The sequence below is a fragment of the Neisseria sp. SLRRB23 genome, assembly GCF_050896295.1.
Classification (GTDB): Bacteria; Pseudomonadota; Gammaproteobacteria; order Burkholderiales; family Neisseriaceae; genus Neisseria.
Window position 1 is genome coordinate 13,579 of record NZ_JBPBFH010000009.1, and the last position, 15,937, is coordinate 29,515.

Here is a 15,937-nt window from a genome sequence, read left to right on the forward strand (position 1 = left end):
TGAACAGCGTTCAGACGGCATTTCTATAGATGGTTTAGGCACAATGCCGACTGCAACAGCCGGTCAGTCGAAGCTGGGGCAGGATTGGTTTGTACCGGAAGCGGCAATGATACCGCCGTCGTTGAGTGTAACGACGCAGGTTTCACCGTCGTTGGTGGTGGGATTGGGCGTTGCCTTAAGGGTGAAATGGTCGGGGCTGACTTCGCTTAAAGTGATATCGAAATATTCGTTTTGTTCCAGTTTCGTCTGATTGTAGTGTTCAAACGTTCCTTTTTGGCGGTAGTAACGTTCCATGGTCTGCGCGTTGTGCAGCAGAGTCGTCCTGACTTCCGTCAGTCGGACGCGCCGGGTGTAGGTTTTATAGGAGGGGTAGGCGATGAGCGTCAGGATGCTGAGGATGACGACGGCAATCAGCAGCTCGGTCAGCGTGAAGCCTTTTTGAACGTTTTTCATAGCAATGTGTTTCCATTTGGTTGTTTGCGGACGGCATTATAACGCCGTATCGGAAATGGCGGAATATGTAAATGGATTGAAATTTTAGGGAAAGCAGATTGTATAAGCCATTTAAAACAAATGGTTATTTTTATTGTCGGCAGTTTGCCTCCTTGGATGGGGCAGGGACTTGCGGTAGAATCCGCTTCCGATTTATGAGATTGGCGCATACAGAGAATTGAAAATATGGCAAAAATGATGAAATGGGCGGCTGTTGCGGCAGTCGCGGCGGCGGTTTGGGGCGGATGGTCTTATCTGAAGCCCGAGCCGCAGGTTTCTTATATTACGGAAACGGTCAGGCGCGGCGACATCATCCGGACGGTTTCTGCGACAGGGGAGATTTCGCCGTCGAATCTGGTATCGGTCGGCGCGCAGGCATCGGGGCAGATTAAGAAACTTTATGTCAAACTCGGACAACAGGTCAAAAAGGGCGATTTGATTGCGGAAATCAATTCGACCACGCAGACCAACACGCTCAATATGGAAAAATCCAAATTGGAAACGTATCAGGCGAAGCTGGTGTCGGCACAGATTGCATTGGGCAGCGCGGAGAAGAAATACAAACGCCAGGCGGCGTTGTGGAAGGATGATGCGACCTCTAAAGAAGATTTGGAAAGCGCGCAGGATGCGCTTGCCGCCGCCAAAGCCAATGTTGCCGAGCTGAAGGCTTTAATCAGACAGAGCAAAATTTCCATCAATACCGCCGAGTCGGAATTGGGCTATACGCGCATTACCGCGACGATGGACGGCACGGTGGTGGCGATTCCCGTGGAAGAAGGGCAAACCGTGAACGCGGCGCAGTCCGCACCGACGATTATCCAGCTTGCCAATTTGGATATGATGTTGAACAAAATGCAGATTGCCGAGGGCGATATTACCAAGGTGAAGGCGGGGCAGGATATTTCGTTTACGATTTTGTCCGAACCGGATACGCCGATTAAGGCAAANCTCGACAGCGTCGACCCCGGGCTGACCACGATGTCGTCGGGCGGCTACAACAGCAGTACGGATACGGCTTCCAATGCGGTCTATTATTATGCCCGTTCGTTTGTGCCCAATCCGGACGGCAAACTCGCCACGGGGATGACGACGCAGAATACGGTTGAAATCGACGGTGTGAAAAATGTGTTGCTTATTCCGTCGCTGACCGTGAAAAATCGCGGCGGCAAGGCGTTCGTACGCGTGTTGGGCGCAGACGGCAAAGCGGTGGAACGCGAAATCCGGACCGGTATGAAAGACAGTATGAATACCGAAGTGAAAAGCGGTTTGAAAGAGGGGGACAAAGTGGTTATCTCCGAAATGACCGCCGCCGAGCAACAGGAAAGCAGCGAACGCGTCATGGGCGGCCCGCCACGCTGATAAACGAATATGCCGTCTGAACACGGAAACGGTTTCAGACGGCATTTATCATACTGATTTACGGAATATTATGAGCTTGATCGAATGTAAAAACATCAACCGCTATTTCGGCAGCGGCGAGAACCGCGTCCATATTTTGAAAGACATCAGCCTGTCGATAGAGAAGGGCGATTTTGTCGCCATCATCGGGCAGTCCGGTTCGGGCAAGTCCACGCTGATGAACATACTCGGTTGTTTGGATACCGCCGGTTCCGGTTCGTACCGAATCGACGGCATCGAAACTGCCAAAATGCAGCCTGACGAACTGGCGGCATTGCGCCGCGAACGCTTCGGTTTCATCTTCCAACGCTACAACCTCTTAAGCTCGCTGACCGCAAGGGACAACGTCGCGCTGCCAGCCGTGTATATGGGTATGGGCGGCAAAGAGCGTTCCGCGCGGGCGGAGAAGTTGTTGCAGGATTTGGGTTTGGCAAGCAAAGAGGGCAACAAGCCCGGCGAACTCTCGGGCGGACAGCAGCAGCGCGTCTCCATCGCCCGCGCCCTGATGAACGGCGGCGAAATCATCTTCGCCGACGAGCCGACAGGCGCACTCGATACCGTCAGCGGCAAAAACGTGATGGAAATCATCCGCAGGCTGCACGAAGCGGGGCATACCGTCATTATGGTCACGCACGACCCCGGCATCGCCGCCAACGCCAACCGCGTCATCGAAATCCGGGACGGCGAAATCATTTCCGACACCTCGAAAAATCCCGAAATCCCCACAAGCAAGGTCGGGAGGATTCAGGAAAAAGCCTCGTGGTCGTTTTATTACGACCAGTTTGTCGAAGCCTTCAGAATGTCGGTGCAAGCAGTATTGGCGCACAAAATGCGTTCGCTGCTGACCATGCTCGGCATCATCATCGGTATCGCTTCGGTTGTCTCCGTCGTTGCATTGGGCAACGGTTCGCAGAAAAAAATCCTTGAAGACATCAGTTCGATGGGGACGAACACCATCAGCATCTTTCCCGGGCGCGGCTTCGGCGACAGGCGCAGCGGCAAAATCAAAACCCTGACCATAGACGACGCAAAAATCATCGCCAAACAAAGCTACGTTGCTTCCGCCACGCCTATGACTTCGGGCGGCGGCACGCTGACTTACCGCAATACCGACTTGACCGCTTCTTTGTACGGCGTGGGCGAACAATATTTCGACGTGCGCGGGCTGAAGCTGGAAACGGGGCGGCTGTTTGACGAAAACGATGTGAAAGAAGACGCGCAAGTCGTCGTCATCGACCAAAATGTCAAAGACAAACTCTTTGCGGATTCGGATCCGTTGGGTAAAACCATTTTGTTCAGGAAACGCCCCTTGACCGTCATCGGCGTGATGAAAAAAGACGAAAACGCTTTCGGCAATTCCGACGTGCTGATGCTTTGGTCGCCCTATACGACGGTGATGCACCAAATCACAGGCGAGAGCCACACCAACTCCATCACCGTCAAAATCAAAGACAATGCCAATACCCAGGTTGCCGAAAAAGGGCTGGCCGATCTACTCAAAGCGCGGCACGGCACGGAAGATTTCTTTATGAACAACAGCGACAGCATCAGGCAGATGGTCGAAAGCACCACCGGCACGATGAAGCTGCTGATTTCCTCCATCGCCCTGATTTCATTGGTAGTCGGCGGCATTGGCGTGATGAACATTATGCTGGTGTCCGTTACCGAGCGCACCAAAGAAATCGGCATACGGATGGCAATCGGCGCACGGCGCGGCAATATTTTGCAGCAGTTTTTGATTGAGGCGGTGTTAATCTGCGTCATCGGAGGTTTGGTCGGCGTAGGTTTGTCCGCCGCCGTCAGCCTCGTGTTCAATCATTTTGTAACCGACTTCCCGATGGACATTTCCGCCATGTCCGTCATCGGCGCGGTCGCCTGTTCGACCGGAATCGGCATCGCGTTCGGCTTTATGCCCGCCAACAAGGCGGCCAAACTCAATCCGATAGACGCATTGGCACAGGATTGAGGTTGGAACAAAGATGCCGTCTGAAGCTGCCGGACCGGTCATTTTGGAGCAGAAACTTATCGGACAAAACGGTTTCTTAGATTCTACGTTCTAGATTCCCGCTTGCGCGGGAATGACGGCGGCGTGGGTTTCCGTTTTCCCGATGATTGCACACAACGCTCAAATCCCGTCATTCCCGTAAAGACGGGAATCCGGTTCGTTCGGCTTTGCTTGTTTCGGATAAATCACGGTAACTCAATATTCCGGATTCCCGCCCGCGTGGGAACGGCGGCGGGGTTTCGTATTGTTCGATTCATTATTTTCAATTATTCAATGGGTTAGGATGTGTTTGTTGGCTTTCAGTGCGGATTGGTTTTCAGACGGCATTTTCCGCAAAAAAGGCTTGGAATTTTCCAAGCCTTTTGTTTTGCGGATGGATTATTGGTTTTTGCGGATGATTTCCTCCAGCTGGGGCATCGGGCTGTAGCCGCTTTGAGTGTGTCCGTTGGGGAAAACGACGGTCGGCGTGCCGTTGAAGCCGAACTGTTCGCCCAAGGAAGTGGTTTCCGCAACCGGATTTTCACAGTCGCCGCTACCGTTCGGGAACTGACCCTTACGCATCCAGTTTGTCCATGCTTTGACAGGGTCGGGTTGGCACCAAAGGATTTGTGCTTTGCGTTCCGCATCCGGGTGGAGGCTGGCAATCGGCATCATGAAGTTGTAAATCGTGATGTCGGTCATTTTTTCGAATTCGTGTTCCAGACGCTTGCAGAACGGGCAGTCCGGATCCGAGAAGACGGCAACCTGCAGCTTGCCGCTGCCGCGAACCTCTTTAATCGCTTTATCTAAAGGCAGGGAGGCGAAATCGATTTTGTTCAAATCGGCTGCGCGCATATCGGTCAGGCTCTGGCGGGAATTAATGTCGATAAGGTCGCCGACAATCATATAGTTGCCCTGAGCGTCGGTGTAGATGATTTGTTTGCCGCTGATAACGACTTCGTAAAGCCCTTGAATCGGTGTTTCACCAACACTCAAGACTTTTAGGTCTTGGGCTTCATAGGCTTTTTCAAGGCGTGCTTTGAGGTTTTCGGCAACATTGCCCTGTGCCGGTTTTTGCGCGGTTGCAGGCGTTTGGGCAGCATTGGAAACTGGGGTTTGACCGCACGCCAGCAGCGGGAGGACGGTAAAGGGGGTTAAGATTTTGATTAACTTGGTTTTCATATAAAGATGACTGCGCGTGTTGGAAAAGCGGCATTGTATCAAACCTCTGTTGCGCCTGCATTGCGCCGAGGCTCAATTTATCGTCTGAAAATAGCTTCCGGCTGTTAAAATACGCAAAAAATGATTTGCCTGCTTGTATGATTTACCACCGCATCGCTGTAAATATATGGCTAAGCGGACTTTAGTGCCGCTTGAGGTCGTCTGAAAGATTTGCTGCGGGCAACTGAAAGATTTTATCGACACTTTGAGAAAAATGATGAACCAACAAGAATACGCTGAATATCTGTTTAAGCTGCTGGGCGAAGAGCCGCAGGCAGCAGATAAATATAATGGCTGGGAAGATTATTTCTACGGTTTGTTTCAAGGTTTTATGCCCGACGGAGAAGGCGTGGCTGCGGTGTTTGAACCTTTGGAAAAGGGACAAGAATTGCTGGCGCGCATTATGCCTGTGTATCAAAGCACTACCGAACACAACCAAGAAATCTTCGACGGCGGCTATATTCCCGGCTATTTCTGCCCGCCTGCGCAAGATGAGGCAGAAGTAAGACAGACGGGTGAGCGTTTGTTGGAAGGGTTGCGCGAATTTGCCCGCTTTGTTGAAGACGAAGAGCTGATTGCAGCCTTGGCAGCGATTAAACAGATACGTTTGGGTGAGCCTGCGGAAGAGTTTGACGATACTCGGGATTTGTTGGGAGAGGTATTTGGCGAATGGCAGACGGGCAATACGGATGACAACAGCCCCGAACAAGTGTTGGACGAAGCCTATTATTCTATAAATTGCGATTATTACCTGTCCGCCTATCTGCAATATCCGCTTTACCGCAACAAGCCTGACAGCGATTTTCTCCGTCCTTATTTCGATTTGTGGAAACAGGGTTACGGCTTTACTTTAGGTAAAGACTGTTTGTATTTGTGCAAATAACTTCCGTTTTTTCAGACGGCCTCAAACATTTTTACACACCATGATCTACCACCGCATCGCCGTAAACGTGCCGCTTTCAGACGGCCTTTTGACTTATTCCTATTCCGAGCCGCTGCCGCAGGGAACGCGGGTGCTTGTGCCTTTTCGCAATAAAACTGTTGTCGGGATGGTGTGGGAAACGGATATTGCGCCCGATATGGATGCGGCGCGGATTTTGAGCGTTCAGACGGCCTTTTCGGACGAACCGCCGCTGCCTGAAAGCTGGCGTGATTTGCTCTCGTTTACGTCGCGTTATTACCACTATCCGACGGGGCAGGCGGTGTTTGCCGCGCTGCCGCAGGGTTTGAAGGAAACGCGCGCGGTGGAAATGCCGCAGCCGCCGTTGTTTTACGCNCTGAACGAAGCGGGCAGGGCGCAAACGCCGCCGCCGGCGCGGTTCAACAAAAAAGCGGCTCTGTGGGACGCACTGCTGTCGGGCGGGATGACGATGGCGGCGTTGAAGCAGGTAAACGCGCAGGCGGCGAAATTGATTGAGGATTGGGCTGAACAAGGCTGGATTGAAACGACGGAAGCGGCGAAACCTGTATTGAGATCGTACCACGGGCAGGCTTCGCACTCTGAATTTGTATTAAATGCTGACCAGCAGAAGGCTTCCGATGCCATTCAGACGGCATTGGGACGCTTCCAGCCGTTTCTCCTGTACGGCATCACCGGCAGCGGCAAGACCGAGGTGTATTTCGATGCGATGGCGAAAGTGTTGGCGCAGGGGCGGCAGGTGTTGTTTTTGTTGCCCGAAATCAACCTCACGCCGCAGCTTTTAAAACGGGTGGAAGACCGTTTTGCTGACGTACCGACCGCCGTGTTGCACAGCCAGATGGCGGCAGGCAGGCGCACGCAGGATTATCTGCGCGCTATGTTAGGGCAGGCGAAATTGGTCATCGGCACGCGGCTGGCGGTGTTCACGCCTTTGCCTGATGTTGGGCTGATTGTGGTCGATGAGGAACATGACGGCTCGTTCAAACAAGACAACGAATTGCGCTATCATGCCCGCGATTTGGCGGTGTGGCGGGCGAAGCAGAGCGGCTGCCCCGTCGTGTTGGGCAGTGCCACGCCCAGCTTGGAGAGCTGGCACAAGGCGCAAAGTGGCGCGTACCGCCTGCTGCAACTGACCGAGCGCGCCCATGCTTCAGCACAACTGCCGCAAGTGGAAATCCTCAACGTAGGCCGTCTGAAACTTGACAACGGCTTCTCGCCGCAAGCCTTGCAGCTTTTGAAACAGAATTTTGAAGCAGGCGGCATGTCGCTGGTGTACCTCAACCGGCGCGGCTTCGCGCCCGCGCTGTTTTGCGGCGACTGCGGCCATACCTTCGGCTGCCCGAACTGTTCCGCCAAAATGGTGCTGCACCAACGCTCCCGTCAACTGCGCTGCCACCACTGCGACCACCGCGAACCCATCCCGTACAAATGCCCCGACTGCGGCAATCAAGACCTGACCGCCGTCGGCCACGGCACGCAGCGCGTCGAAGAAACCCTGCGTGCCTTCCTGCCCAAGGCCGCCGTCGTCCGCGTCGACAGGGACAGCACCGCGCACAAAAATGACTGGGCGGATTTGTACCGCCGTATCGCCGACAACGAAATCGACATTCTGGTCGGCACGCAGATGCTCGCCAAAGGCCATGATTTTGCGCGGCTCAACCTTGTTATCGTGTTGAACGCCGACGGCAGCCTGTACAGCGCGGACTTTCGCGCGCCAGAAAGGCTGTTTGCCGAGCTGATGCAAGTGTCCGGCAGGGCGGGGCGTGCCGACAAACCCGGCAAGGTGTTGATACAGACCCAACTGCCCGAACATCCCGTCTTCGCCGCCGTCAAAGCGCAGGACTACGCTGTGTTCGCCGAAAACGAATTGAACGAGCGGCAAATGTTCGCCATGCCGCCCTTTGGTTTTCAGATTGCTGTCCGCGCCGATGCGCCGCGTGTTGCCGATGCGATGGAATTTCTCAACGCCGCCAAAGAAACCCTCGCCCCGCTGTTGCCCGCAAGCGTTTCCCAGTTCGGCGCCGCCCCCATGCTGATGGTGCGCCTTGCCGAACGCGAACGTGCGCAAGTTTTCCTCGAATCGACATCTCGACAGGATTTGCACCGCGCCGTGAGTTTGTGGGTGCAGGTGTTGCAGCAAAACCGCGACGGCAAAATCAGATGGTCGGTGGATGTCGATCCGCAGGAGACTTGATTATTGGCAATCCGATGCCGTCTGAAACCGTTTCAGACGGCATTTTTATTCTGGGTCGCCCGTAAACGCATTCGCCCGAAAGATCGGTACGAACGTCAACAGATAAAGCACGAACACGGAGGCGGTCAGAATCGCGGGGACGGTGATGAAGAATATCGGATTCACGTTCATTAAAACAGCGCGCGAGATGGCGGCGGCGAAGAGGATGGGGACGGCGATGCGGCAGAGNTTAGGGTAGTCGAGCTTGGTAAAGCCGCTGTGCCACAGTCCGGCGGTCAGCCACACCATCATCACGCCGCCCATCATGCCGCCGAGGGTAATCAGGTGCAGGGGCGCGGAGGCGGGCAGGTTTTGCAATTTCGCCGCGCCTGTCCACAAATAGCCTGCGGCGGCAAAGAGTTGGAGCAGGTAATAAGTGCGGACGTAGTGTTTGCGTAAGAGTTCGTGATGGTGAAGCTCACGCAGCTTGGCGAGCAGGATGAAGCCGACGGCGAGCGCGGTAAAACCGGCGGTTTGCGCGGGCAGCCAAAGTTCGGCGGCGGCGTGCAGCAGCAGGAAGGTGATGGCGATGTTTTTATAAACGGCGTTGGGGATGAATACGGGGTCTTTCAGACGGCATTCTTTCAGGGTTTCCGTGCCCAAAAGGACGCTGACGCGGACGGATACGAACATGACCGCCGCCATATTCAGATGCACTTGCGCACGCAACAGGTTCAAATCGCCGCTGACGGCATATGCCGTCTGAAAAACGGTAAACGCGGCAAGCAGCATTAAGAGGGCGAAGTTGTCAGTGTTGCGGTCGAGCCAAATCAGCCAGGCGCAGAACAGCAGCAACACCAGCCAATAGGCGGCAACGAAAAACGAGGCAGTTTGCGGCGAAAAGGGCAGTATGGCGGATGCGGCGAGCAATAATGCCGCCATCAAAGTAGCGACAGGTTTCAGACGGCCTTGATAGCCCGTCCATTCAAGCATAGCGGCAGTCAGAAAACCGCCGTATGCCGCAGGCAGCATGAGGTCTAAGAAGATTTGGCGGTGCAAAATGACGGCACTAGGGCTGATGAAAAACACCAACGCGCCGAGTATGGCAAGCACCGCCGCACCGACGAAAAACGGCCGCATGGGGTGGGTGAAAAATTTATTCATGGNTTGGCTTGATTCTGTATGAAGATGTTTTCGGATATGGATTTATTGGGCGGACAGGTCTGTATCTTTTGTTGAAGAGGCAAGCCTGCGGTTTGCCTGCCCTCTCCCTAGCCCTCTCCCACGGGGAGAGGGCTAGGGAGAGGGCAACGAACCGCAAGATTTGTCAGATACTCAAACTCCCGTATCATTCATATTATTGATATTATTGTTTGAATTGTATTATTTTCAATAATAATAAATAATCCTAAACCAATATAAATAACAGCCATTATCCAACGACTAAACTTCTCTACAATTTCACCAACACCTGAAATATTAGCCAATCTTTGTGCTGTATATACTAAAACAAAAATCAATATTAAAAATACAAGAAGAGTAACTAATAAGTCGACAAGATCTAAAGTCACAAAGTAAGGAACAAAAAGTCCAATATTATCTGCACCACAACTAGCAACTGTAACCAAAGCAACAATACCGACTAATTTTGACAACCCTTTTTCATCCAATTCTTTTTTAGCTCTTTTTTCGCCCTCACAATCGTCGTAAATAGCAACTTTAATACCTAAGTAAATCGGTATTAAACCTAATAAACCCAACACCCATTTTTCCGGAACATAATGCAAAACAAAAGCTAGAAATAAACTAACTAATATTAAAATTACAGAACCTAAATATTGTCCGATATAAATATCTCGATATTCTTTTCTAGTATTTGCTCTAGCAAAAAATATTAATAGTATTACCAACAAATCTACTGCTGTAGCAATATATAAAACAGAAGCAGTAATCACAGTCGAAAACATAAAGCACCTTATAATGAAAATCCCCTGCCCCCTTGGCACCACGGCTTTTTCAAAAACCGAATCGCGTTCGGATAACAGATTCGTATCTTTCGCTAAAGAGGCAAGCCTGCGGCTTGCTTACCCTCTCCCTAGCCATCTCCCGCGGGGAGAGGGAATTGGGCTGTCGAGCCTGAACATTTTCAGGTTTACCTGACATCTGATTCCCAATTCTACGGCTCTCTGATTTTGAGAAACCTGATCCCCTTTCTCCGTGGGAGAGGGTTAGTGAGAGGGCAACGAACCGCAAGGTTTGTCAGAAATTTAAATTCCTATCACTCATAATAATGAATCCCCTGAAACTCTCTTGCCACCACGGCTTCTTCAAAAGCCGAATCGCGTTCGGACAGCGGCGTAGGCAGGGTAATCACGTTTTGCACGTTCATGCCTTTCGGGGAGAGCAACATAATCTCGCGGCTCAGGCGCGCGGCTTCGAAGCGGTCGTGCGTTACCAGCATACAAGCCATGCCCTGCCGCTCGATTTTCTCCACCAGCATGGCAACCAAAATATCGCGCAAATCGCGGTCCAAACCGACAAACGGCTCGTCCAGTAAAGCAAGGTCGCAGCCGCACAGCAGCAGGCGCAAAAACGCCACCCGTTTCGCCATACCGCCGGACAATTCGGTCGGATATTTGTTCAAATCGCCCGCAGTCAGCCCGACTTTCGCCGCCAGTGCGATGATTTCGCCTTCATCGGGTTTGTCCATAAAAATCGCGATATTCTGCATCGCGGTCAGGTTTTCCGGCAGGCGGTTTTCTTGAAACAGAAAACCCGTTTTGCGGAAAGTATTGCGTATCGTGCCCGATTTCGGCGTTTCCAAGCCCGCGATCAGCCGCAAAACCGTCGTCTTGCCGCAGCCGCTCGGCCCGAACAAGGCTTTCACTTCGCCATGTTGCAGGTTCAAACTGAAATCGCGCACGATGGGATCGCGGAGAATTTCAAAACGCACGTTTTCAAGACAGAGCATCATCTTCTCCACGGCATAAACAAAATTTCCAAAGGCTTGGTAATCAGGTATTCAAACAGCGACACAAACACGATAACCAACACCACGTAAGCCATCACCGTCGAAGTCTCCAGCATCGCCCTCGCGTCCGCAATCCGCGCACCCACGCCTTCGCTCGCGCCCAAGAGTTCCGCCATAATCACCACCTTTACCCCCATCGCCACCGCCACGCCGATGCTGGAAATCACATAGCCCGTCAGATGCGGGATATACAGATAACGGATTTTTTTCAGACGGCCTAATTTGTAAGCGTCAAACAACTCCTCATGCTGCTTGTTCACGCTCGCCATCCCGACCGCCGCACTCGCAAACGTCAGCGGCGCAACCAACACAATGATGGTAAACAACACGCTCGGATTGCCGAAACCGAACCAAAACAGAGCCATCACCACCCAAATAATCGGCGGCATCGCCAACAAAACCGTAATCACAGGCTTAAGCAACGCCATCGCCGTCTTAAAACTGCCCGCCACCAGCCCCGCCGCCAATCCCGCTACCAGCGCAACCGAAATCCCCACCACCGACCGCCATAGAGAAATCCCAATTTCGTTTTCCTGAAAATGTTTCAATAAATCAAACGACTTTTGAAACACCTCCACCGGCGCAGGCAGCATAAACTCGCCGAACACGGCACTGCCCCACGCCCATAACGCCACCACCACCATCGCCACGCCCAGACCGGCAAAGCCGCTCCAAAGGTAGTCGATGATGTAAAACACCGCAGGCTGCGGTTTGCGGATTTTGTCGGTTTTAATCATGGTTTGGGTGTTGGTTTGTCGTTATGTCTAAAAATGCAGGTCGTCTAAAAACGGTAGGTCGGATACTTGTACCCGACAGCTTTGTTCAGCTATGCCGTAAAGTCGGATGCCGGAGTCTGCCCCACAGTTACCACCCGCCGTCATTCCCGCGTAGGCGGGAATCCACAAGTTTGACGTTGCTGCAATTTTAAAACATTCCTGCAATATCGAGGACTGGATTCCTGCCTACGTGGGAATGACTGCTTTGGGTGTATTGTTCCGACTGTTATCTGATAGGTCGTCTGAAAAAAGTAGCTACTGCCTTGGTCAGATGCGGGTGGCGGCAGGACGGTTTGTTGCTATGATACGGGAGTTCCGATATACAAAGTCGGATACTCGTATCCGACAGCCCCGTTTAACCGAAATGTCGGATTCAAGAATCCGACCTACGCCACTATAACCACGACGCGTCCTTACGGATGGTTTATCCGTTATTTTTTCAAATAAAGCTCTTGGTGCAAATAGAAACCCACCCGCCGTCATTCCCGCGCAGGCGGGAATCCAGAGGTTTAACGTTGCTGCAATTTTAAAACATTCCTGCAATATCAGAGACTGGATTCCCGCCTGCGCGGGAATGACGGCTTTTTGTGTACTGTTCTAACTATTATCTGATAGGCCGTCTGAAAAGAGTAGGTCGGATACTCGTATCCGACAACCCTTTTAGCTGAAATGTCGGATTCAAGAATCTGACCTACGCTGCTCTGATAATGTCCTGACAGGCCGTCTGAAAAATGATAAATCAGGTATTCATAACTACCATGCCCTTTATCAGATAACCTCTTTCCCTTTAAGCCAAGAAGAACCAGTTATCCGGCAGTTTGCCGCCCAAGAGTTTCAGGTTGAACTGCATCAGGATTTCGTAAAACTTCAAAATCTCGTCCTTCACTTCGCTGCCTTTGGTTACCGTTAGCCGCGCGCCGTCCAAGCCCATGACTAGGGCGGGTTCGGGGGCGGGGAGGTAGTTTTTGCCGATTTTCGCCGCGCTTTGGCGGTTGGTCAGTATCCAGTTGAGCGCGTTTTTCAAATCCTGATGGAAGAGGTCGAACTGTGCTTTGTGTGCGTGGAAATATTCTTCGTTGGCGATGATGCCCGCCATCGGAATCAGCGGTTTGGTGTCAAACGCCTGCCCCCATGCTTTTACCAAATCAAAACCGTGCACGACGTTTATACCTATGGTTTTGCCTTTCAGTAGGCTGGCGGTTGCCATCGGTTCGGGCAGGATGACGGCATGGTAACCTTTACTTGGAAATAGTCCGACTGCTTCGGGCGGTGTGGCAGCGTAGGTAATGCTGACTTTGTGTGCGTCGATTTTCAGTTTTTTCAACAAGGCTTGCAGCACGATGTCGGGCATATCGTTTTTAAACGGTACGAGGATTTTTTTGCCGACCAAATCCTGCGGCGAGGTAATCGCGCTGCCTTTGCACATCAGCTGCGTGATGCCGTTGGTCAAAATATTGACCATGCCGACTTTCTGCCCTTGGTTGCGCAGGTTCACGCCGACATTGCTCGGGCTCATCATTACTTTAAATTGTCCGCTCGCCACGCCCGCGCGCAGTTGGTCGGGCGAACGCCAGATTTTCAGCGACACGTCCGCCTGCTTTGCCAGCTTGCCCTGCAAAGCCGCTACGGCAATGGTTACGCTGGGCATTGCCGGTGCGCCGTACACGGTAAATTGTTCTTTACCGGCAGCCAACAATGAAGGCGAAACGCCTGCGGCTGCCAGCGCGGCGGTCATTTTTAAGAAATCGCGTCTTTTCATATCCATTTTTTATCTCCTAATTCTTAATAAGCCAGTGTAGGCATTTTTTCAGACGGCATGGTTTTAAAATGCCGCATGCAAACTCAACCAATATGTCCTGCCCGGTGCATACACTACGCTGGGGGATAGGGCGAGAACGTGGTCGCCGCTGATGTGTTCGGCGTATTTTTTGTTGAACACGTTGTTCACACCCAAGCGCAAGCCGTATTTGTCTTTGATGTTCATGCCGGCATACACGTCGGCAACGGTAAAGCCTTTGGCGGCTTCGCGTTTATCTATGCCCAGACCGCTTGCCATATCAAAATCACCGCGCGTTTGTTTGGCGACAAAGCGTGTTGCCGCGCCGATGTTGTAGCTGCCGTGGGCAAAGTAGTTTTTGTAGTCGGCTTGGACGGCGGCTTCAAACGGACGGATTTGATAGAGCGGCCTGCCGTCGGTTTCGTTGTGCCCGTAGTTGTAGGNGGCTTTGATGCCTGCCGCCCAATGCGGATTGAAGTTGTAACGCGCGTAGGCCTGCGCGGTAAACAATCGTGCGTCCACGTTGCGTGTGATGATGCCGCTGCCGTTGGNTGAAATACCGCGTTGTCCGCGTGCGCGGTCAAAAATAATCAGGTCTTTGACTTTGTCTGCCACAAGCGTGCCACCTACGTTCCAGCCCGCGCCTGCGAGCGAGTTCATATAGCCGTTGTAGTAGTCGTTGCTGCTGTCGGCGGTGAGCTTGATGCGGTTATGTTTTTCGGTTTTCAGCAGGGGATTGCCTGCGATGGCGGCGGCTGGATTTTGGTTCATGAGCGCGCCGTTCATGCGGTTTTGTACGATGGCGGCAAGTGAGTTGAAGCGTTCGGTGTTGTCGCCAATGCGTTCTAAGTGAGCAAGGGAAACGCTGTATTTTTGCGTTTCAGACGGCGTGAAATCGTATTTGAGTTCGCCTGAGAAGGCATGACGGCGCACTTTGCCGTTGAAGTCGTAGCCGTAATGGGTTTTCCAGATTTGCTGCGCTGAGGCGAAGGCGAGATTGCGGTTCATCGGATGGGCGGGCTGCACTGTATTTTTGCGAATGTCCGCTTCGTTGAGCTCGTAGCTTAAACCCAAGCTCAGTTTGTGTCGGTCGTCAAACTTGTAAGATAAGGTATCGGCAATGCGCCAGCGGTCGATGTGCACATCGGCGAAACGGTAGCCGTTGAGGAAGTCGCGCATGGCGGTGTGGGTGTTGCGCTCGCCGTTTTGGCTGTCGTTGCGGTAGCTGGCTGCGGCCGTGTTGTGGAACTTGCCGAAATCTGCGTCGTGTTTGAGCGAGAAATCATACACTTTGCGGTCAAGCTCTACGAACACTTGCTGCGGCGTATTGTTTTGACGCAGGGAGTAATTGTCGGCGCGGCGTTTGAGTTTGATGATGCCTGCTTCCGCGCTGACTGTATTGCTTAAATCGGCATTGCCCCAACGTGCGTTGAGTTTGGAGATGTGGCGTTCGGTGTCCAATGCGTCGTTGACGAACTGTGGCTGGCGGTCGTTGTTGATGTCGTCGTGCAGGTAGGTAAGGCGGTATTCCTGATTTTCAGACGGCACGAAACCAAGTACCAAAGCCTGATTGAAACGGCTGTATTTCCAATCGGTATCGCGCCCGCCGCCGTCTTTATAGCCGTTTGCCTTGGTGTGATTGAGGTTGGCTACGCCGTATACCTTCGCCCCGCGTGCTTGCGCGGTAACGGAGTTGTAAAAGCTTTTGCCGTAAAAGCCGCTGTTTGCCTTCAGCGGACGGAAGGCTTGGTCTATGTTTTCAGTAACAAAGTAATGATCGCTGCGGTCGGTGCGGTCGAATTGGTTTTCGGGGAAATAGCCTTGCGCTGCGGTCGGTGCAATCGGTTTGGGCGGGGAGAAGGTTTTGACGGATTGTATTTCTTCAGTATTTGCCAGTTGTTCTGCCCAAGATGGAGCAACGGAAAAAACGGTCATCAAAGCCCATGTGAGANTATTTAGTTTCATTTTCTAGCTCATGATAATAATTATTATTTATTATCCTATTAAAAAAAATTTAAGTAAATAAGAAAATGATATAAAAAATTTTCAGATAACCGATACAACAGTTGGAACTTGGGCTTGGGAATATTACGGTAGATGAATTTGGAATCTCTGTCATGCTATGGTCTTTTGTCGCAATTGAAAAAAACGCGAACCGAATGGTTC

12 protein-coding genes are annotated in these 15,937 nt (G+C 52.2%); 4 read left to right on the forward strand and 8 right to left on the reverse strand.

Going from position 1 to position 15,937, the window contains the following annotated elements; all coding sequences use genetic code 11:
• Positions 1 to 63 precede the first annotated feature (63 nt).
• Positions 64 to 453, reverse strand: a complete 390-nt coding sequence (locus ACRPFF_RS03445; protein ID WP_314169668.1) for a type IV pilin protein — start codon at positions 451 to 453, stop codon at positions 64 to 66.
• 225 nt (positions 454 to 678) lie between these two features.
• Here ACRPFF_RS03445 and ACRPFF_RS03450 point away from each other — a divergent pair, with 225 nt between their 5' ends.
• Positions 679 to 1,851: a MacA family efflux pump subunit gene (locus ACRPFF_RS03450; RefSeq protein ID WP_432673791.1), complete on the forward strand. Its 1,173-nt coding sequence runs from the start codon at positions 679 to 681 to the stop codon at positions 1,849 to 1,851.
• Positions 1,852 to 1,921: 70 nt separating this feature from the next.
• Positions 1,922 to 3,856 carry a MacB family efflux pump subunit gene (locus tag ACRPFF_RS03455; RefSeq protein ID WP_432673792.1) on the forward strand — a complete coding sequence of 645 codons (1,935 nt, stop codon included), beginning with the start codon at positions 1,922 to 1,924 and terminating at the stop codon, positions 3,854 to 3,856.
• Between the two features lie 417 nt (positions 3,857 to 4,273).
• Here ACRPFF_RS03455 and ACRPFF_RS03460 read toward each other — a convergent pair whose 3' ends face one another.
• Complete coding sequence (locus tag ACRPFF_RS03460) at positions 4,274 to 5,056, reverse strand: DsbC family protein (protein WP_304673557.1); 783 nt, start codon at positions 5,054 to 5,056, stop codon at positions 4,274 to 4,276.
• A 253-nt stretch (positions 5,057 to 5,309) separates the two neighbouring features.
• On the opposite strand from ACRPFF_RS03460, the gene ACRPFF_RS03465 reads away from it, so the two are divergent.
• Positions 5,310 to 5,978, forward strand: a complete 669-nt coding sequence (locus tag ACRPFF_RS03465; protein WP_432673793.1) for a hypothetical protein — start codon at positions 5,310 to 5,312, stop codon at positions 5,976 to 5,978.
• Positions 5,979 to 6,018: 40 nt separating this feature from the next.
• Positions 6,019 to 8,208 (forward strand): primosomal protein N', encoded by a 2,190-nt coding sequence (locus ACRPFF_RS03470; RefSeq protein WP_432673794.1) that lies wholly within the window; start codon positions 6,019 to 6,021, stop codon positions 8,206 to 8,208.
• Positions 8,209 to 8,253: 45 nt separating this feature from the next.
• Here the strand turns inward: ACRPFF_RS03470 and ACRPFF_RS03475 are convergent, their stop codons facing one another.
• The 6 genes from ACRPFF_RS03475 to ACRPFF_RS03500 all read right to left on the reverse strand — a co-directional run bounded on the left by ACRPFF_RS03475 (position 8,254) and on the right by ACRPFF_RS03500 (position 15,736).
• Positions 8,254 to 9,351 (reverse strand): NnrS family protein, encoded by a 1,098-nt coding sequence (locus ACRPFF_RS03475; RefSeq protein ID WP_432673795.1) that lies wholly within the window; start codon positions 9,349 to 9,351, stop codon positions 8,254 to 8,256.
• A 188-nt stretch (positions 9,352 to 9,539) separates the two neighbouring features.
• The gene (locus ACRPFF_RS03480; RefSeq protein ID WP_263341071.1) at positions 9,540 to 10,154 is read right to left on the reverse strand and encodes a CadD family cadmium resistance transporter; all 615 of its coding nucleotides are present in this window, start codon (positions 10,152 to 10,154) and stop codon (positions 9,540 to 9,542) included.
• Between the two features lie 311 nt (positions 10,155 to 10,465).
• The gene (locus tag ACRPFF_RS03485) at positions 10,466 to 11,158 is read right to left on the reverse strand and encodes an ATP-binding cassette domain-containing protein (RefSeq protein WP_432673796.1); all 693 of its coding nucleotides are present in this window, start codon (positions 11,156 to 11,158) and stop codon (positions 10,466 to 10,468) included.
• Entirely contained in the window at positions 11,158 to 11,955 is a 798-nt protein-coding gene (locus tag ACRPFF_RS03490) for an ABC transporter permease (protein ID WP_118997717.1), read from the reverse strand. Before ACRPFF_RS03490 ends, ACRPFF_RS03485 begins: the two co-directional genes overlap by 1 nt.
• A gap of 826 nt (positions 11,956 to 12,781) precedes the next feature.
• Positions 12,782 to 13,759 (reverse strand): ABC transporter substrate-binding protein, encoded by a 978-nt coding sequence (locus ACRPFF_RS03495; RefSeq protein WP_432673797.1) that lies wholly within the window; start codon positions 13,757 to 13,759, stop codon positions 12,782 to 12,784.
• Positions 13,760 to 13,816: 57 nt separating this feature from the next.
• Entirely contained in the window at positions 13,817 to 15,736 is a 1,920-nt protein-coding gene (locus ACRPFF_RS03500; RefSeq protein ID WP_432673798.1) for a TonB-dependent receptor, read from the reverse strand.
• Between the last annotated feature and the right edge of the window lie 201 nt (positions 15,737 to 15,937).